Genomic DNA, 19,131 nt, shown 5'->3' with positions numbered 1-19,131 from the left:
ACTTTAATAAGCAGGGGAGTTTTTCATCCCCTGCTTATTATTAGTGGAACCAATCGGGTATTTAAGGGCAGTTAACTTTCAGATTGCCTTCTTTGCCTATTGCCCGTTAGTACAGGATAAAATGAAACTTTTGAAATATAGAAAGGATCGTTATTTGTGAAACAAGTGAAGTTTATACATGCGGCTGATTTGCATTTGGATAGTCCGTTTAAAGGGATGGAAATGAATGTACCGCAGTCTGTTTGGGAGAGAATGAAGCAAAGTACGTTTGAATCGTTCGAACGTATTATTGATAAAGCGATTCAAGAGCGCGTTGATTTCGTATTACTAGCCGGGGATTTGTATGATGCGGAGACGCGAAGTTTGCGGGCGCAAGTGTTTGTGCGTGAGCAAATGAAGAGACTTTCGCAGTACGATATCCCTGTTTTTATTATTCATGGTAACCATGACCATTTAGGGGGGAGCTGGGCTGCAATTGAGTTTCCAGAAAATGTTCATGTGTTTACGGAGCCTTATGTAGAAGAGAAATCATTTTATAAAAATGGTGAACTGTTAGCTTCTATTTACGGATTTAGTTATTTGCAGCAAGCAGTAACGGATAATATGACAGCGCAGTTTACGAAAATGAGTGATGCGCCTTTTCATATTGGCATGCTTCACGGAAGTGTGGAAGGAGATGCAGAGCATAATCGCTACGCACCGTTTCAAATTCGTGAGCTGAAAGAAAAGCAGTTTGACTATTGGGCTCTTGGCCATATACATAAACGTGAAATTTTATCAGAAGAGCCGTACATTATTTATTCAGGTAACATACAAGGGCGTCATCGTAAAGAGACAGGGGAAAAGGGTGCGTACCTTATTGAACTTACGAAACAAGGAACGCATTGCTCATTTTTCCATACGGCAGATGTTGTATGGGATGAAATAGAAGTGAATATTGATGGACTTGAAACTGTTGATGAAATTATGACGAGCATATCTACTGCGATGAATGAGTGCCGAAGAGAAGAGGGAGGGACGCTACTAACTGTCGTATTTACAGGACAAGGGCCGCTTTCTCCTTATTTGCGTGACGAAAAGCGCGTGGAAGAGATTTTTCATATTTTAGCATCTGGAGAAGAGCGAAAAGATTTCGTATATGCGATGAAGTGGAAAAATGAGACGGTTTCTTTTGCAGAAATAGAGCGTTTGAAAGAAGAAAATCATTTTGTCGGTAGTGTACTGAAAGAGTTAGAAGCTTTCACAAATATGGACGGCGTGTTGCGCACCATTTGGACATCTCCTGTAGCGCGTAATAGTATTGAAGCTTTTACAGAAGAAGAGAAGAAAGAGATTCAAAAGGAAGCGGAAAATATTATTTTAGAACAATTATTCCAGCAAGAGAGGGATAAGAAATGAGAATGGAAAAACTCCATATTTATGGATACGGAAAATTAGAAAATGTGGAAATGGATCTGTCGATGCTGACAGTGTTGTACGGTGAAAATGAAGCGGGGAAATCGACAATTCGCTCATTTATGAAAAGTATTCTGTTCGGTTTTCCGATGAGAGGACAGCGCCGTTATGAGCCGAAAGAAGGCGGGAAGTATGGTGGTGCAGTTACTGTACAAACAGAGAAGTACGGCCGTTTGAAAATTGAACGATTACCAAAGACGGCAGCTGGTGAGGTGACCGTTTATTTTGAAGATGGAAAAACGGGCGGCGAGGAAATTTTACACGATATATTAAACGGGATGAATGAAAGTTTATTTGAATCTGTTTTTTCTTTTGATATGCATGGGTTGCAAAATATTCATCAGCTTGGTGAAGCGGATATCGGAAATTATTTATTTTCGGCAAGCGCAGTTGGAAGCGATGCGTTATTACAGCTCGATAAAAAGCTAGAGAAAGAAATGGATCAGCGCTTTAAGCCGAGTGGTCGTAAGCCAGAGATTAATATGTCACTGCAAGAGATGAAGAAGCTTGAAGAGAAGATGAAAGAGTGGCAAGGGAAAATTGGCACGTATGAAAAACAGGTCGAGCAGTTAAAAGAGGATGAAGAGAAGCTTGCCTCTGTTCGTGCGGAGAAGGAGAACGCGGAAAAGCGAAAGCAAGATTATGAAATATTAGCAGCGCTTGAGCCTCTCGTTATTGAAAAGCATGCGCATGAGAAAGTGTTAGAATATGAAAAAAGGCAATTTCCTGTAAACGGAACGGCGCGCTATGAAGCGATAAAGGCGAAGATGGAGCCGCTTCAATTACAAGTTGATTCGCTCCATAAAAAAATAGAGACGGTGCAATCGGAAATTGATTCGATTCAAATAGATGAAGAATTTTTACAAAAAGAAAGTTACGTAGAAGAACTTCGCATGCAGCATATGTCGTATGAAAATGCACGCCAAGAAATGCGAGATATGACGGGGAATATTGCGAATATAAAAGAAGAAATGGCAGAATTAGAGCAACAAATTGGTGCTACTTTTGAAAAAGAAACAGTTCTTTCGTTTGATATGAGTTTGGCAACGAAAGAGCTAATTACACAAACAGTGCAAAAAGCGCGCGAATTAGAAACGCAAAAAGCACAGCTCGATGATCGCTTCAAAGTAGCGCAAGAGCAGTTAGAAGAACAAGAAGAAAATATAAGACAGATTAAGAAACAACTGTTAGCTGATGAAGAGCGTGCTACATTAGCTGAGAAAGAAAAATCGTTCCAAGACGCGGCGTTTATCGGTATGGGTGCGGATAGAATGAAGCGTAAGTATGAGGAAAAAGTAGGAGCGGCTACGCAAAAGAAAAAGCAGTGGCAAAGAGTTTGTCTTCTGTTACTTCTTATTAACACAGGTGTTTTATTCACGAGCTTATTTATAGATAACCGCCAGCTTTTATTTATTAGTGTCATTGTTTTTGTAGGGATTGTTCTCGCCCTTGTTTTATATAAAGATCCGTCAAGTGGATTACAAGAAGAACTTCTTACTCTTCAGCAAAGTGCTGGCGGAAGACAAAGTGAAGAAGCGATGTCCGTTCGCTATCAATTAGAAAAAGATGAAGAGATCCGTAAGCTATTTGAGCGCGAGTCATATAAGTTACAGCAAATGGAACGAGCTTATGATAAAGTCGTTTCATCGTATGAGGAATGGGAGAGAGAAACGTTCCGCGCAGGAGAACAAGTCGATGCGTATAAAACGCGCTATATGTTCCCTGAATTTTATACGTATGCACACATATTGCCGGCATTTGAGCGGATTGAAAAAATGCAGCAACTGTATCGTGAAGTAGAGAAACAAAGCACGCGGAAATCTTCATTATATGAAATGATTTCGCACTTTGAACATAAACTAGAAACTGTTATCGGTAGCGCGGAGTATAATAAGCTGCACGAGGCACAAAGTCGTATGCAAAATGAGAAAGAAAAGCGCCAGACTTGTAAGCAACTAAAAGAGAAGTTGACGGAATGGCAAGAAGAATATGAGTTCATGCAAGGGCAATTGAAACAGCTACTAGTAGAACGAGATAGTTTGTGGCATATTGCAGAGGCTACAGATGAAGAGATGTTTTTAGAAGCAGGTAAACTGGCAGAGAAATGTGAAGATGCAGAGAAACAAGTGGGGCGTTTATTACCGCAAATTGAGCTTTTAGAGCAGCGTTTAACGAGTTTGTCATTAGCTGAACATTATGAAGCTGAAGGTTATGAGGAAAAATTAAAGCGAGAAATGACAGTCGTGCGAAACTGTCTTGCAAAAGAGAAAGAACTGACAGAGCGCATTGCGAAACATCGTATGGAAATTGAGAATTTAGAAGAAGGCAGTACGTACGGTGATTTAATGCATGAATGGGAAATGAAAAAAGCGCAAGTGCGCGAACAAGTGAAAAAGTGGGCTGCTTATGCGGCAGCAAAGACGGTGTTAACGAAAACGAAGCAATACTATCATGAGGTACATTTGCCTCGTATTTTACAAAAATCAGAAGAGTATTTCGTCTATTTAACGGGCGGGCGCTATAGTAAAATCTTTTCACCGTCAGAGGCGGAGCCGTTCATTGTTGAACGTAACGACGGTATACGTTTTTACAGTCATGAACTAAGCCAAGCGACAGCGGAGCAATTGTATTTATCGTTACGATTTGCATTAGCGAAAACATTTGAGCATGATTATCCATTTATTATTGATGATAGTTTCGTGCATTTTGATGCGGTAAGGACGAATCGAACGATTGAACTAATAAAGGAAATTGCGAAAGATAGACAAGTCATCTTCTTTACATGTCATGCGCATTTGTTAACGTATTTCACAGAAGAACAGATTATAAAATTAACGCATAAGCGTAAAGAAAATGAGTTGTAGTGTGCTATACTAAAAGTAACTGATTTGGTGGAGGAATTCGAATGAAAAAGAAAATTGCAGAATATGAAGTTGGTGAACAAGTCGATGTTTTCTTGTTAATTAAAACAGCGACAAAAGGTCTCGCAAGTAATGGAAAGCCGTTTTTAACAGTAATTTTACAAGATCCAAGTGGAGATATTGAAGCGAAGCTATGGGATGTATCACCGGAAGTTGAGAAACAATATGTAGCAGAAACAATCGTTAAAGTAGCTGGAGATATTTTAAACTACAAAGGACGTATTCAATTACGTGTGAAACAAATTCGAGTTGCGAATGAAAATGAAGTAACAGATATCTCGGACTTCGTAGAAAAAGCACCAGTGAAAAAAGAAGATATGGTTGAGAAAATTACGCAATACATATTTGAAATGAGAAACCCGAACATTCAGCGTCTAACAAGACATTTATTAAATAAGCATCAAAATGAGTTTTTAGAATATCCAGCAGCGACGAAAAATCATCACGAGTTCGTATCTGGACTAGCTTATCACGTTGTATCGATGCTAGATTTAGCGAAAGCTATCTCGGCTCTATACCCATCGTTAGATAAAGACTTACTATATGCAGGCGTTATTTTACATGATCTTGGTAAAGTAATTGAGCTATCTGGTCCAATTTCTACAACGTATACGTTAGAAGGAAATTTACTAGGCCACATTTCTATCATGGTGAACGAAATTGGGAAAGCAGCAGACGAGCTACAAATCGATGCAGAAGAAGTATTAATCTTGCAGCACATCGTCCTTTCTCACCACGGAAAAGCAGAATGGGGTAGCCCAAAACCACCATTAGTAAAAGAAGCAGAAATTCTGCACTACATCGACAACTTAGATGCAAAAATGAACATGATGGACCGTGCATTAGGACGTACAAAACCAGGCGAATACACAGAGCGTGTCTTCGCACTTGATAATCGTTCGTTCTATAAACCGACGTTCCATAATTAAGATTGTAAATAGAATGGCCTCATTAAGCGTTAAAAGCTTAGTGAGGCTGTTTTTGTATTAAAAATTAAATGAAATAGTTAAGAAGTACGCATGGGGTTAACGAAGAACGATTAAAACATATCTCACCACTAGAATGGGAGCATATCAACTTTAATATGGCAGATACTTAGAATCGCTTCAGCCTGTACAATAGGCCTAAAAATAAGAGTTGAAATTTGTTTAGCATATATTTTTGTTAAAAGGTGGGAGGGATCCCTATATAAAAAAGACACCCTAAGGTGCCTTTCCTCGACTAGATCGGAGTACCGCCAGCATTTCAGAAAAAATACAATAAGCTGTCCATATGGGCAGCTTATTTACGTAATTCTCGTTCTCGGAATTTGATCTTGTAGCGTTCTTTCTCGTAATTCACTATGTTTTCCAAAGAAAATAGTGAAAGGCAAGGCGCTGAATACATTTACAAAATGACAAAACTGTAAGAATACACGAATGTTTGTAAGAAAGTTCGATGTTTTCCTTTTTCTTTTTTTATTATAGTGAAAAAGAAGAACGAAATATTCTCTTATGTAGGAAAGGAAGATAATAATGATTGATCTATTAAATAAATGGATGTTAGAAAGTACAGGCAATTTCAATATCGTTGTAGGACTTACAGCACTTCTATTTTTGGGTTCAGTAATTGCACTTATTATTATTTACAAAAAAATTGGTAAACCATATGAAAGAACAAATGCTATTTATTTAAAAATTACTTCTCGTATGTTTACTATTCAGATTCTAATGAATGCTATATTTATTTCTTTAGTTGGTAAAGATATTGAGAATTTCCGTCAAATCTTTATATTATTTGAAGCTTTTGTATTCTTTATTGGAGCTATTTATTCGTTTAAATTATATAAACAGGAATGCAAATAATCCACTTATAAGAAACAATAAAAAATGTAAACTTTTCATTTTTAGTTAACTGTATATTCTATACATATGGGGTTAACATAACGTCTCATTATGAGGAGTCAATCTATCTAGAAACCTAGAAAAGCCCCTTCAGATTTTCTCAAGGGGCTTTTCGTTCATATAATCAGTGTTATCGGTAGTTAGGTCTCTTTAGTTGAATGGGAATATTTTGATCCAGTAGAAGAACGCAAAACCTCCAGCTACAAATAAAGCAGCTAAAATGAATGTTATTAGAGGTATTTTATTTTTCATACTTCCCTCCCCTTTTTCCTAATTGTACCATTTAGAGAAAGTGATATGTTGTATAATTTTGGTTGTATATGATATTCATGTAAGGTTAACATAACGTCTTATTATCGGTAGCAAGGACAAGGAGGAACCCCTATTCTCACAAGGGAACTTCCTTTTTTTTGTTTTATGGATCTATGCATTTTTTAATACATTCCTATCCTGGAGCGGCTTTAGAGTCCTCGTTTGTTGCTGAATTAGCTGAAAAACTGTACTTGCATACTCTTAGCGTGTTTTTTCAAAAATGCTGGCGATATCCTACATCCATCAACTTATGGATTTTATAATGTCCTCAAACCAAGAACCTCGCGTGTTTTTAGTCCAAGAACGTTAGTTATTAGATCTTAAAAGAACAGCCCTTCAAAATAAGGGATAGCACTAACAAAATCTATATTTTCTAGTTTATGGGAAATGTTTATTGTGATAAAATATCAGAAAAATCAAATAAGATAAAGGAGCTAAGGAATATGAACATATTAGAAAAAATTAAAGAAAACGTTTCAAAGGTTATTGTAGGAAAGGAAGGAGTAATTGATTTAGCGATGATTGCATTAGTTGCAAATGGACATGTTTTATTAGAAGACGTACCAGGAACAGGGAAAACAACATTAGCCAAAACTCTTGCGAAAAGTATTGATGGGGCTTTTTAGCGTGTTCAATTTACATCGGATACGTTGCCGGGTGATGTAGTAGGATTAGAATACTTTGATATGAAAGAAAGTGATTTTAAAACGAGTAGGCTATGCACCAGAAGATCTTCTCTGAGTTAGTATCTCTCATTTGTGGTAGGAAGAAAAATAATATAACTCCTCATCGCCATCAGATTAAGAATTTCATTATTCTCCAAAACGACAAAAGTACACTGAATTCTCATAAACAACCAACTGTGGTGAGATAAAATTTTTGTTTTGGGGCATGGGGAGCCTGGAGTCTTTAGCTTGATAGTGATGTGACGCTATCCCACATAGAAATTAATGATTTTACACCCTAAATGTTATTTAACTAAAAAAATATCTCAAATTAGAGATATTTTACTTGCTTTTTAATCACTTGAGTTGTAAAGTGATAGTAACGAAAGCAAATGAGTCGCCTGAAAAACATATACTCAGTTACTTTCGGTTTACAAGACAAAGTAATTTATGAATGAATTCAATGCAGCTTATTTAGTAAACACTACGACTAAGTTATAAAAACATAATGAGAATAAATTGAAAAGCTAAGAAGCATATTATTTTTTTGTTGTCACTTGACTAGTAAAATGAAACGGAGGAATGACCGATGTATGAAATTAAAGGGCATCATCACATTTCAATGGTTACGAAAAACGCAAATGAAAATAATCACTTTTATAAAAACGTGCTTGGTTTACGTCGTGTGAAAATGACGGTAAATCAAGACGATCCGTCAATGTATCACTTATTTTATGGAGATAAAACAGGAAGCCCAGGTACGGAGCTATCATTTTTTGAAATTCCTTTAGTAGGAAAAACATATCGTGGTACGAATGCAATTACTCGAATTGGATTACTCGTCCCTTCCGAGGAAAGCTTACATTACTGGAAAGAACGATTTGAGAAATTTGATGTGAAACATAGTGAAATGACAACATATGCAAATCGTCCTGCTTTGCAATTTGAGGATGCTGAAGGTCTTCGCTTAGTACTACTCGTTTCAAACGGAGAAAAAGTGGAGCATTGGGAGACGTGGGAGAAATCAGAAGTTCCTGCAAAGCATCAAATTCAAGGAATGGGTGCTGTGGAAATGACAGTGCGTAGACTTGATAAAATGGCGAGTACACTTACAGAGATGTTTGGTTATACAGAGGTTAGCCGAAATGACGAAGAAGCAATTTTTCAGTCTATTAAAGGAGAGGCCTTTGGGGAAATCGTTGTGAAATATTTGGACGGTCCTTCTGAAAAGCCGGGCCGCGGTAGCATTCACCATTTAGCAATCCGCGTGAAAAACGATGCAGAGCTAGCTTATTGGGAAGAACAGGTGATACAAAAAGGTTTCCATTCTTCAGGCATTATCGACCGTTTCTACTTTAAAAGCTTATACTTCCGCGAATCAAACGGAATTCTATTTGAAATTGCGACAGATGGACCAGGATTTACAGTTGATGGAGATGTAGAGCATTTAGGAGAAAAACTTGATTTACCACCGTTCTTAGAAGAAAAGCGAGCAGAAATTGAAGCGAAATTAGCACCTATTGAAGAGAAATAATAGAAGAGAAAATATACAATTAAAAACCATTGGAGGAATATAAAATGAATCAATTAAAAGGAATTCACCACGTTACAGCAATTACAAGTAGTGCAGAAAAGAACTATGAATTTTTCACTCACGTCTTAGGAATGCGTTTAGTTAAAAAAACGGTAAACCAAGATGATATTCAAACGTACCATTTATTCTTTGCAGATGATAAAGGTAGTGCCGGAACAGATATGACATTCTTTGACTTCCCAGGTGTTCCAAAAGGAGTACACGGTACAAATGAAATTTCAAAAACTTCATTCCGCGTTCCAACTGATGCAGCATTATCATATTGGGTGAAACGCTTTGATCGTCTTGAAGTGGAACATACAGGAATTAAAGAGCAATTTGGTAAGAAAACTCTTTCTTTCGTTGATTTTGATGATCAACACTATCAATTAATCTCGGATGAAGTTGATAAAGGGGTAGAATCAGGTACACCATGGCAAAACGGGCCAGTGCCATTAGAATATGCAATTACTGGTTTAGGACCTGTATTTATTCGTATCGCAAACTTTAGTTTCTTTAAAGAAGTGTTAGAAAAAGTTCTATTATTTAAAGAGATTGCTCAAGAAGGAGAATTCTATTTATTTGAAGTGAATGAAGGTGGAAACGGTGCATCAGTCATTGTAGAACATAATACAGTTCTTCCTGAAGCACAACAAGGTTTTGGTACAGTTCACCATGCTGCATTCCGTGTAGAAGATCGCGCTGTATTAGAAGAATGGATTGAAAGAATAGGTAGCGTTGGTCTCCCTTCATCTGGTTATGTAAATCGTCACTTCTTCGAGTCATTATACGCAAGAGTTGCACCGCAAATTTTATTTGAATTCGCAACAGACGGTCCTGGTTTTATGGGAGATGAGCCATACGAAACACTTGGAGAAAAATTATCTTTACCTCCATTCCTAGAAACAAAACGTGAAGAAATTGAAAAATTAGTTCGTCCAATTGATACAGTGAGAAGTACGAAGGAATTTATTAAAGAGTAAAAATGTACGTTGCTGTTTAGATATAATAAGTAGAAGAGCAAGTAGTTTTAGCGAATAGCTGAAATTGCTTGCTTTTTATTTGGTCTATAAAATTTTCTGACAAATGTTTCTCAAATTTTTGAAATAGAAATATTTGGTATAATGATTTTAAATTATAAATTTTCTGATAATTATTTTTCAATACATAGAAAAGAGGTGATAATATACAATTTGGATAATTGTATAAATATCCCAAATTTATAATTTGGCAAGGGAGAGGCGAAGGTATGGGAACGAATATAGTAACGAAGGAGCAAATGAAACATTCTTTAGATGATTGGTATCGTGTAATGTTGCAGCAACAAATAGAGCAAGTTACGGAAATGAAAGAGGAGATTGATAGTAAGATTAGTGGTTTGGAAGTGGATCAAGATGTATTACTTTATCATGCGTTATTGAACTTTAGATACGATGCATTAGTTGATTGGATTGGGGTTAGAGAAGATAGTTTTGATAAAGTGGAATCTTTCGAAATTCCGACAGAAGGCTTTCTAGCGTATTACTATCACTTCTTTAAAGGATTTCATTGTACATTAATTTCAAATTATAACGAAGCGAAAGAACAGTATGAACAAGCTGAGAAGTTATTGAAATATATTGCAGATCCGATAGAGCATGCGGAGTTTAATTATCGAATGGGGAATTTTTATTACCAAAAATATGACCAAGTTCATGCAATAGATTACTTGAATAGAGCCAAAGCGGCATTTTTGAAATATCCAGGCTATGAAATAAAAGTAGGGTTATGTGAAAATGCTTTTGGGCTATGTTGCGTAGACATAGATCACTATGAATTAGCGGAAGAGAACTTTAATGCTGCTATGGAAGTATTGCAAAAAGCAAATCAAAAAAAATATATGCTAATGGTTCGACATAATTTAGCTTGGCTTTATGCCAGTCAAAACCTTTCAGAATTAGCGATTCGCCATATATCTGAGGTGACAAAAAATTACCCAGAACATTTTAAAGCCTTGTTTGTAGAAGCACGTGAACATTACAAATTAGGAGAATATAATTTAGCGAATCCAATTGTTGAAAAAGGTTTAAATATTTGTATTGATTTAGGCGAAAAAGAATTTCAACATCGGTTTAAAATTTTGAAAGAACTCAATGGAAATTCTTCTATATCAATTATTGAAGATGTAATTTTAAAAGGCCTTTCTTATTTTGAGAGAGAAAGATTATGGGATTGTATTCAAGAATACACTGAAATTTTAGCAATGAAATTTTATGAAGTTGATGATCATGTTAAGGCAAGTAAATATTTTTATATGAATAATAAGGCTCAAAAAAATATATTGGAAAAGGGAGCGTTAAAATAATGAAGAAATTTCGTTTAGCTATTGTTGGGACTGCATTAGTAGGGGTATTATCAATTGGATTCAATAGTTCTTTTACAAATCAAGCTGTAAATATAGGGGACACGGGAGGAGCACCAGCAAGACCAGACTACGTTAATATAGGAGACACGGGAGGAGCACCAGCCAACTTCAATAAAGGTGACGGTGGCGGTATTAGCAAGCTAGACTCACACGCTGATCATTTTTAATTTAAATAATAAAGTGAAGGGACCTCACAACGAGGTCCCTTTTCTATTTACGGTTAAAAAGAATTGACTTACTTTTCATATGTAACTATAATAGTTACAAAATAACCATCAGTAATAGAGATGAGTTATATTTTTTTAATATAATTGTAACTGATTTAGTTACAATTAAAAAATCAATCATAAAACAACCAAAAAATGTAAAAACTTTAAATAGCAACATGAGAAAGGAGACGGAAATTTTGAAACGGTTTAAGTTTTATATGATTAGCGGTATTGTGCTCGTTTTGTTAGTAGTATGTAACTTCGTCGATAAGCCGATTGCGAAGGTTAGAGAAGTGAAAGATACTGTTATGATGAAGCTGAATACGAAAGAGAGTATGGCACAGATTGATGGGCAGACGATTTACTTTAAGCAAATTGGTGAGGGGAAGCCGCCTTTACTTATGCTTCATGGATTTGGTGGTTCTTCAGATGGGTTTAGTGATATTTATCCGGAACTTGCGAGAGATCATACGATTATTGCAGTTGATATTTTAGGATTTGGGCGTTCTTCTAAGCCGGTTGATTTTCAGTATTCGTTTCCTGCGCAAGTGAATTTATATTATAAGTTAATGAAGAAGCTCGGATACGATCAGTTTGCGGTACTTGGTCATTCGATGGGGGGAGAGATGTCCCTTAATTTAGCGTATTTATATCCGGACGCAGTGACACATCTCGTTTTGGCGGATTCTACAGGAATCGAGTCTTTCCAGCAAAAAGAAAGTTATGAAGTGCCGCCCCTATCAACGGATCTTCAAACAGTAACAGAGATTACGGATTATAATAAAAATGAAGTGAAAAATAGTCGTGATGATAAAGAGCATTACGATCAGCTTACGAAAATGAGAGAGCGCCGCATTGCGATGGAGGCCGATAAAATTAAAGTACCGACTTTAATTATATGGGGACGACATGATAAGAGCGTTTCTTGGAAAAACGGTGAGCTGTATCATCAGTTATTTACAAATAGTACATTTCATATTATTGAAAAAGGATACCATGCTCCGTTCCGCCAAGAGCCAATCGAATTTATGGAATATGTACAAGCATTTTTCTCAAAGCATCCACAATAAAAAGTTTTTAAGCATAAATCCACTTCTTTCCTCATACAGTGAAACTAATAAGGCTTGTCTAAAGAAAGGAATGAAGTGATTTGGAAATTTTACCATGGTGGGTTTATCTTGTAATTGTTGGGATTGTACTAAGTGGCTACATGGTTTTATATACTTCGAAAAAAGAGCAAGAGATGGATAATGAGTTTATTGAAAAAGAAGGCGAAGTATATATGAAACGTTTAGAAGAAGAGCGTGAGAAACGTAATCAGGATAGTGATAAAGATTCGGTATTGCTTTAATAGAAACTTTTGAAGAAGAGAAAAGAGTTTAGTTTCTCTTCTTTTTATTGTTCGGGAAATTATTATAGAAGAAAAATATAAAAAATTTGCATGACATAAAGTGCGCAATGGCTTTATGTTAAGGTGTAACGCATAAGTTGCGTAGGTTATGCAACGATAACTAGCTTTACTCTTCATCATTTGTTTGACCATACTAGGCGTAGAGAGGTGATAAACACAGTATGATTTTTAGCGAGCGTTTAAAAGAAGAAAGGGAAAAAAGAAATTGGTCGCAAAATGATTTGGCTGAAAAACTTCATGTAAGTAGGCAGTCTGTTTCGAAATGGGAAACAGGAAAGAACTATCCGAGCATTGAAATTATTATTCATTTAAGCGATCTGTTCGGTATTACGATTGATGAGTTATTGAGGAGTGATGAAGAGTTGACACAGAAAGTTATTGAAGATAGTAAGCAATTGGCATATCCAAAATGGAAGGTGTTTTTTGATAGTTTATTTATGATGGGCGTATTTTTGTTTGTTACAAAAATCATTGTGTGGATGTTAAATAAGTTTGCAGGAGCGAGCGTTACAATTGTAGCAGACGCACCGTATGTGATGAACTTTCTACCTCTTATATTAATGATTATAGGTGGCGCGGTTTCTGATAAGTTGAAGAAAATATATAAATAGAGGAAAGGTTTGAAAGAAATTCCCTACACTAGCTGTTCTTTTCATATAAATTGTGTACTATAAAGGATAGGATGATATAAAGAAGGGGACATTTAGAATGGAATTTCATGAACAAAAGATTTTGCCAGCAGTGAGGCAAATTAAAGACTTGGAAAAGCTATTACATAGTTCGTATGAATATATTGTTATTTTAGATATTCATGTTGGTCAATTGAAGAGTGTTGTTTCACTCGCGAAGCAACACGGTAAAAAGGTGTTTTTACATGTTGATTTAATCCATGGGTTACAAAGTGATGGGCATGCGACGGAGTTTTTATGCCAAGAATATAAACCGTACGGGTTATTGTCAACAAAGGCGAGCGTAATTATGAAGGCGAAGCAAAAGGGTGTCGTCTCCATTCAACGCATCTTTTTGATTGATTCTAGTGCGATGGAAAAGAGCTGTAATTTGTTAGAAAAGACGAAACCGGATTATATAGAGGTGCTTCCTGGTGCGCTAACGGATGTGATCGCTGAAGTAAAAGAGCGTACAGGTGTACCGATTTTAGCGGGTGGTTTTATTCGTACTGTGGAGGATGTTGAAAGAGCTTTACATGCTGGTGCGACAGCGATTACGACATCGAAAAAAGAATTATGGAAACATTACCAAAAAAAGTGACGAAAATGTGAAAAGATTCTGTTGACACCGCTTTCATTAACGGTTAACATTATAGACAAGTTAATAAACGTGACGGAGAAAAGAAGAGATCCACATTTCATTGTTTCTATATACTTTTATATAGAAGCGTGTAAGCTGTGGATCTTTTTCTTTTGAAAAAACGAATGGCCATTCATTTTACCTCTATCACATTTGAAAGCATTTAAATTGATTGTGGAGGGATTTTATGTCAGCATTTTTAGGGGAATTAATAGGGACAGCGTTGTTAATCGTACTTGGTGGCGGCGTTTGTGCTGGTGTAAGTTTAAAGAAGTCGTTTGCGAAAGATTCTGGTTGGATTGTAATTACAATGGGCTGGGGCTTAGCAGTAGCGGTTGCAGCGTATGCGGTTGGATCAATTAGTGGGGCACATTTGAATCCAGCTTTAACGATAGGACTAGCATTTAAGGGAGCGTTCCCATGGAGTGACGTACCAGGTTATATCGCAGCACAAATGATTGGGGCAATTATCGGGGCAATTATCGTATATTTACATTACTTACCACATTGGAAAGAAACAGAAGATCCAGGAACAAAGTTAGGCGTATTTGCAACAGGTCCAGCAATTCCGAACACATTTGCAAACCTTTTAAGTGAAATGATTGGAACATTCGTTTTAGTATTTGGTATATTAGCAATTGGAGCAAATAAATTTGCAGATGGATTAAATCCATTTATCGTAGGTTTCTTAATTGTAAGTATTGGTTTATCATTAGGTGGAACAACAGGATACGCAATCAACCCGGCTCGTGATTTAGGTCCGCGTATTGCACACTTCTTCCTTCCGATTGCAGGAAAAGGCGGTTCAAACTGGAAGTATGCATGGATTCCGGTAGTTGGTCCGATTTTAGGTGGATCACTTGCAGGTTTATTCCATCAAGTTGTATTTGAAGGAAAACAAAATTCAGCACTTATTTATGTAATTATTGCAACTGTGGTTGTACTAGCAATCTCATATATGACAAGTAAAAAAAGTGGAAGCACTACAAATAATAGAAAAGTAGCATAGGGGGAAACCGATATGAAAAAATATATTCTTTCATTAGACCAAGGAACAACTAGCTCACGCGCAATTCTTTTCAATAAAGAAGGGAAAATTGTTCATTCAGCTCAAAAAGAATTTACGCAACATTTTCCAAAGCCAGGCTGGGTAGAACATAATGCACAAGAAATTTGGGGATCTATTTTAGCAGTTATCGCAACTTGCTTAAGTGAAGCGGATGTAAAACCAGAGCAAATCGCAGGTATCGGTATTACGAACCAACGTGAAACAGCGGTTGTATGGGATAAAACGACTGGTAAACCAATTTATAACGCAATCGTATGGCAATCTCGTCAAACAATGGAGATTTGTGATGAGTTAAAAGAAAAAGGTTATAGCGAAATGGTTCGTGAAAAAACAGGTCTTTTAATTGACGCATACTTCTCTGGTACGAAAGTAAAATGGATTTTAGATAACGTTGAAGGTGCAAGAGAAAAAGCAGAAAACGGTGAGTTATTATTCGGAACAATTGATACGTGGCTTGTATGGAAACTATCTGGTGGTAAAGCGCACGTAACAGACTACTCAAATGCATCACGTACATTAATGTTTAACATTCACGACTTACAGTGGGATGATGAGCTTCTAGACATGTTAACAGTACCAAAGAGCATGCTTCCTGAAGTACGTCCATCATCTGAAATATATGGTGAAACAATTGATTATCACTTCTTCGGTCAAAATATACCGATTGCAGGTGTAGCTGGTGACCAGCAAGCAGCATTATTTGGACAAGCTTGTTTCGGTGAAGGTATGGCGAAAAATACTTACGGAACTGGTTGCTTCATGTTAATGAACACAGGTGAAAAAGCAGTAGCTTCTGAGCACGGTCTATTAACAACAATTGCATGGGGTTTAGATGGTAAAGTAAACTACGCATTAGAAGGAAGTATTTTCGTAGCAGGTTCTGCAATTCAGTGGTTACGTGACGGAATGCGCATGTTTAAAGATGCAAGTGAGAGTGAAGTGTACGCATCACGCGTTGAATCAACTGATGGTGTATACGTTGTACCAGCATTCGTAGGACTCGGAACACCTTACTGGGATAGTGAAGTACGCGGCGCTATGTTTGGCGTAACACGCGGTACGACGAAAGAGCACTTCATTCGTGCGACGCTAGAATCTTTAGCATACCAAACGAAAGATGTACTTTGTGCAATGGAAGCAGATTCAGGTATTGAATTAAAAACATTACGCGTTGATGGCGGAGCAGTTAAGAATAACTTCTTAATGAAGTTCCAAAGTGATATTTTAGAAGTTCCTGTAGAGCGTCCAGTGATCAATGAAACGACAGCTTTAGGTGCAGCATACTTAGCAGGTCTTGCGGTTGGATATTGGAAAAACCAAGATGAAATTAAAGCGCAGTGGCATATGGACAAACGCTTTGAACCAACGATGGAAGCGGAAACAAGCGAAGAGCTATATGCTGGATGGAAAAAAGCAATTGAAGCAACAAAAGCTTTCAAATAATCATAAACAGTGTTATAATGATGACAAGTTAATAATTCGGTAGGAGATTTGGAGAGACCACAACACGCTATAGAGGCGAAATCTATAGCGGAGTTCGTGGTCTCTTTTTTCGTTATCAAAGGGAGGAATTACCATGAAATTTTCAAGTAAACAACGTAAAGACGTATTAAACGGAGTAAATAAACAAGAGTTAGATGTGATCGTAATTGGTGGAGGTATTACTGGTTCTGGTATTGCATTAGATGGGGCAACACGCGGGTTATCAACAATTGTGTTTGAAATGCAGGACTTTGCAGCAGGTACATCAAGTCGTTCTACGAAACTTGTACACGGTGGTCTACGTTATTTAAAACAACTTGAAGTGAAAATGGTAGCAGAGGTGGGGAAAGAGCGTGCGATCGTATATGAGAACGGTCCCCATGTAACAACACCAGAGTGGATGTTACTTCCGTTCCATACAGGCGGTACGTTCGGATCATTCAGTACATCAATTGGTCTTCGTGTATACGACTTCTTAGCAGGTGTAAAACGAAGCGAGCGCAGAAAAATGTTTAACCGTGAAGAAACATTAAACAAAGAGCCTCTTGTGAAAAAAGAAGGATTAAAAGGCGGCGGTTACTACGTAGAATATCGTACAGACGATGCGCGTCTTACAATTGAAGTAATGAAAGAAGCAATTGAGCATGGTGCGAAAGCTGTTAACTACGCAAAAGTAGACAGTTTCTTATATAAAGATGGAAAAGTATGCGGTGTACGTGTAATCGATTTACTAGACGGAGAAGTGTACGAAGTTTACGGTAAGAAAATTGTAAACGCAGCTGGTCCTTGGGTAGATACACTTCGTGAAAAAGATAACTCGAAAAAAGGAAAAGTACTTCAGTTATCAAAAGGTGTTCACTTAGTAATCGATCAAAAACGTTTCCCATTAGGTCAAGCAATTTACTTCGATACACCAGATAAACGTATGGTGTTCGCGATTCCTCGCGGCGGAAAAACATACGTAGGTACAACAGATACGTTCTATGATAAAGATGCAGCTGTACCACACATGACAACAGAAGATCGCACATACATTATTAATGCGATTAACTACATGTTCCCAAGCGTGAAAATTACAGAAAAAGATGTTGAATCAAGCTGGGCTGGTGTACGTCCATTAATTTATGAAGAAGGTAAAAATGCATCTGAAATTTCTCGTAAAGATGAAATTTGGACTTCTGAATCTGGTTTAATTACAATCGCAGGTGGTAAATTAACAGGATACCGCAAAATGGCTGAAATGGTAGTAGACTACGTAACGAACTTACTACAAAAAGAAGGTCATAGTGCATATCCGAAGAGTGACACGAAACATATGCCAATCTCTGGTGGACATGTAGATGGTTCACACGGATTCCCAGCATTCGTTGCGAAAAAAGCAGACGAAGGTACGAAATCTGGTTTAACGAAAGCGCAAGCAGAAGAGTTCGCGAAATTCTACGGCTCTAACGTTGACGTACTATTTGACTTAGCGAAAAAACATAAAGACGAAGCGAAAGAATATAACATGCCGCTTGACGTTCTAATCCCACTTGTATACGCAATGGATTACGAAATGACAGCAAAACCAGTAGACTTCTTCGTACGCCGCAGAGGTGCTGTATTCTTCAACATCCACTGGGTATACGAGTGGAAAGAAGCAGTAATCAACTACATGGCTGCGAAACTAGGCTGGAGCAAAGAAGAGCAAATGAAATACACAGCAGAATTAGAAAAAGCATTAACAGACGCTGTCATTCCTGTAGATCAACAAGAACAAGCAGCTGCGTTAGCGTAAAATAGAAAACCACCTGAAGGGGAGCCTTTAGGTGGTTTTTTTATCTTGACTAAAAATAAATAGAATGTGTTACAATGATGATAGAGTATGTAGTATGAATTTTGCATAAAATAAAAAAGACAGAAGCCTGAGAAACTTCTGCCTTGTGTAACCTAACTTGCTATTGTGGTGGTAGTAGGTGCGGTTATAAGACAATTACATTAACGTTTTAGCCGAGAACCGCCCTTACCTTTTCCACGAAGCAGGGTGGTTCTCGCTTTTTTGTATACAGAAATTAGCCACGGACCGACGTATCTTCTACCGATGACAACGCCAGCTCCGGTTAGGATACCATACACTAATTTAATTACAAACATCGCGATCATATTATCACCTCCCCCCTTTTTTCAAAATGGAAGAGATGATTACCACACCTACTAGTTATAGCGTTAGTAAGTTACTTTTTAATTGTATTATTTTTCAAAATAAGGGACAAGACATATATGTAAAAATAAATGACTCATTCGTGTGTAAAGTGAGGGGGCGATGAGCAAATAAAGTTTGATTTTACTCATAGTAAAGAAAAATTAAGAGTTCAAAAAACGGTATGGACATTGCTAACCGTTCTTTTTTTTATGAATGTATAAAACTTTTCCATAGAGTGCGTCGTCTAATATATGGGA

At 37.1% G+C, this 19,131-nt stretch carries 16 protein-coding genes and 1 pseudogene; 16 read left to right on the top strand and 1 reads right to left on the bottom strand.

Annotated elements, in window-relative coordinates; all coding sequences use genetic code 11:
- Positions 1-156 precede the first annotated feature (156 nt).
- The 16 genes and pseudogenes from JDS81_RS09505 to glpD all read left to right on the top strand — a co-directional run bounded on the left by JDS81_RS09505 (position 157) and on the right by glpD (position 18,469).
- The gene (locus JDS81_RS09505; RefSeq protein ID WP_097953152.1) at positions 157-1,398 is read left to right on the top strand and encodes a metallophosphoesterase family protein; all 1,242 of its coding nucleotides are present in this window, start codon (positions 157-159) and stop codon (positions 1,396-1,398) included.
- Positions 1,395-4,319, top strand: a complete 2,925-nt coding sequence (locus JDS81_RS09500) for an ATP-binding protein (protein WP_097953153.1) — start codon at positions 1,395-1,397, stop codon at positions 4,317-4,319. Before JDS81_RS09505 ends, JDS81_RS09500 begins: the two co-directional genes overlap by 4 nt.
- A 41-nt stretch (positions 4,320-4,360) precedes the next feature.
- The gene (gene yhaM, locus JDS81_RS09495) at positions 4,361-5,305 is read left to right on the top strand and encodes a 3'-5' exoribonuclease YhaM (protein WP_000726648.1); all 945 of its coding nucleotides are present in this window, start codon (positions 4,361-4,363) and stop codon (positions 5,303-5,305) included.
- Positions 5,306-5,890: 585 nt separating this feature from the next.
- Entirely contained in the window at positions 5,891-6,220 is a 330-nt protein-coding gene (locus tag JDS81_RS09490; protein ID WP_000566287.1) for a hypothetical protein, read from the top strand.
- Between the two features lie 794 nt (positions 6,221-7,014).
- A pseudogene (locus JDS81_RS09485) lies at positions 7,015-7,281 on the top strand (AAA family ATPase); the annotation flags it as partial.
- 544 nt (positions 7,282-7,825) lie between these two features.
- A complete protein-coding gene (locus JDS81_RS09475) occupies positions 7,826-8,770 on the top strand; it encodes a ring-cleaving dioxygenase (RefSeq protein WP_097953155.1) in 945 nt (314 codons plus the stop codon).
- Positions 8,771-8,814: 44 nt separating this feature from the next.
- The gene (locus tag JDS81_RS09470) at positions 8,815-9,792 is read left to right on the top strand and encodes a ring-cleaving dioxygenase (protein WP_097953156.1); all 978 of its coding nucleotides are present in this window, start codon (positions 8,815-8,817) and stop codon (positions 9,790-9,792) included.
- A gap of 266 nt (positions 9,793-10,058) precedes the next feature.
- A complete protein-coding gene (locus JDS81_RS09465) occupies positions 10,059-11,153 on the top strand; it encodes a response regulator aspartate phosphatase (RefSeq protein ID WP_016107966.1) in 1,095 nt (364 codons plus the stop codon).
- Complete coding sequence (locus JDS81_RS09460) at positions 11,153-11,380, top strand: Phr family secreted Rap phosphatase inhibitor (protein WP_199688508.1); 228 nt, start codon at positions 11,153-11,155, stop codon at positions 11,378-11,380. Before JDS81_RS09465 ends, JDS81_RS09460 begins: the two co-directional genes overlap by 1 nt.
- Before the next feature lie 239 nt (positions 11,381-11,619).
- On the top strand, positions 11,620-12,492 hold the full coding sequence (locus tag JDS81_RS09455; RefSeq protein WP_033663243.1) for an alpha/beta fold hydrolase: 873 nt from the start codon (positions 11,620-11,622) through the stop codon (positions 12,490-12,492).
- A gap of 80 nt (positions 12,493-12,572) precedes the next feature.
- On the top strand, positions 12,573-12,773 hold the full coding sequence (locus JDS81_RS09450) for a sporulation YhaL family protein (protein WP_000404439.1): 201 nt from the start codon (positions 12,573-12,575) through the stop codon (positions 12,771-12,773).
- Positions 12,774-12,994: 221 nt separating this feature from the next.
- Positions 12,995-13,444, top strand: coding sequence for a helix-turn-helix domain-containing protein (locus tag JDS81_RS09445; RefSeq protein ID WP_016107969.1), 450 nt, complete (start codon positions 12,995-12,997; stop codon positions 13,442-13,444).
- A gap of 97 nt (positions 13,445-13,541) precedes the next feature.
- On the top strand, positions 13,542-14,102 hold the full coding sequence (gene glpP, locus JDS81_RS09440; protein WP_000394289.1) for a glycerol uptake operon antiterminator GlpP: 561 nt from the start codon (positions 13,542-13,544) through the stop codon (positions 14,100-14,102).
- A 226-nt stretch (positions 14,103-14,328) separates the two neighbouring features.
- A complete protein-coding gene (gene glpF / locus JDS81_RS09435; RefSeq protein ID WP_001272191.1) occupies positions 14,329-15,150 on the top strand; it encodes a glycerol uptake facilitator protein GlpF in 822 nt (273 codons plus the stop codon).
- 12 nt (positions 15,151-15,162) lie between these two features.
- Positions 15,163-16,653, top strand: a complete 1,491-nt coding sequence (gene glpK / locus JDS81_RS09430) for a glycerol kinase GlpK (protein ID WP_097953158.1) — start codon at positions 15,163-15,165, stop codon at positions 16,651-16,653.
- A gap of 133 nt (positions 16,654-16,786) precedes the next feature.
- Positions 16,787-18,469 carry an aerobic glycerol-3-phosphate dehydrogenase gene (glpD, locus tag JDS81_RS09425; protein WP_000672820.1) on the top strand — a complete coding sequence of 561 codons (1,683 nt, stop codon included), beginning with the start codon at positions 16,787-16,789 and terminating at the stop codon, positions 18,467-18,469.
- Positions 18,470-18,669: 200 nt separating this feature from the next.
- Here glpD and JDS81_RS09420 read toward each other — a convergent pair whose 3' ends face one another.
- A complete protein-coding gene (locus JDS81_RS09420; RefSeq protein WP_000561154.1) occupies positions 18,670-18,834 on the bottom strand; it encodes a hypothetical protein in 165 nt (54 codons plus the stop codon).
- Positions 18,835-19,131: the final 297 nt, after the last annotated feature.

It is taken from the genome of Bacillus cereus group sp. N31 (genome assembly GCF_016483245.1).
Taxonomy (GTDB): Bacteria; Bacillota; Bacilli; order Bacillales; family Bacillaceae_G; genus Bacillus_A; species Bacillus_A toyonensis.
Note: the sequence above shows the minus strand (reverse complement) of the source record. Positions and strands in the feature narration are given on the sequence as shown.

Coding starts and splice junctions, on each gene's coding strand:
- JDS81_RS09500 (WP_097953153.1), top strand. CDS start 1,395: ATGAGAATGGAAAAACTCCATATTTATGGATACGGAAAATTAGAAAAT.
- yhaM (WP_000726648.1), top strand. CDS start 4,361: ATGAAAAAGAAAATTGCAGAATATGAAGTTGGTGAACAAGTCGATGTT.
- JDS81_RS09490 (WP_000566287.1), top strand. CDS start 5,891: ATGATTGATCTATTAAATAAATGGATGTTAGAAAGTACAGGCAATTTC.
- JDS81_RS09475 (WP_097953155.1), top strand. CDS start 7,826: ATGTATGAAATTAAAGGGCATCATCACATTTCAATGGTTACGAAAAAC.
- JDS81_RS09470 (WP_097953156.1), top strand. CDS start 8,815: ATGAATCAATTAAAAGGAATTCACCACGTTACAGCAATTACAAGTAGT.
- JDS81_RS09465 (WP_016107966.1), top strand. CDS start 10,059: ATGGGAACGAATATAGTAACGAAGGAGCAAATGAAACATTCTTTAGAT.
- JDS81_RS09460 (WP_199688508.1), top strand. CDS start 11,153: ATGAAGAAATTTCGTTTAGCTATTGTTGGGACTGCATTAGTAGGGGTA.
- JDS81_RS09445 (WP_016107969.1), top strand. CDS start 12,995: ATGATTTTTAGCGAGCGTTTAAAAGAAGAAAGGGAAAAAAGAAATTGG.
- glpP (WP_000394289.1), top strand. CDS start 13,542: ATGGAATTTCATGAACAAAAGATTTTGCCAGCAGTGAGGCAAATTAAA.
- glpF (WP_001272191.1), top strand. CDS start 14,329: ATGTCAGCATTTTTAGGGGAATTAATAGGGACAGCGTTGTTAATCGTA.
- glpK (WP_097953158.1), top strand. CDS start 15,163: ATGAAAAAATATATTCTTTCATTAGACCAAGGAACAACTAGCTCACGC.
- glpD (WP_000672820.1), top strand. CDS start 16,787: ATGAAATTTTCAAGTAAACAACGTAAAGACGTATTAAACGGAGTAAAT.
- JDS81_RS09420 (WP_000561154.1), bottom strand. CDS start 18,834: ATGATCGCGATGTTTGTAATTAAATTAGTGTATGGTATCCTAACCGGA.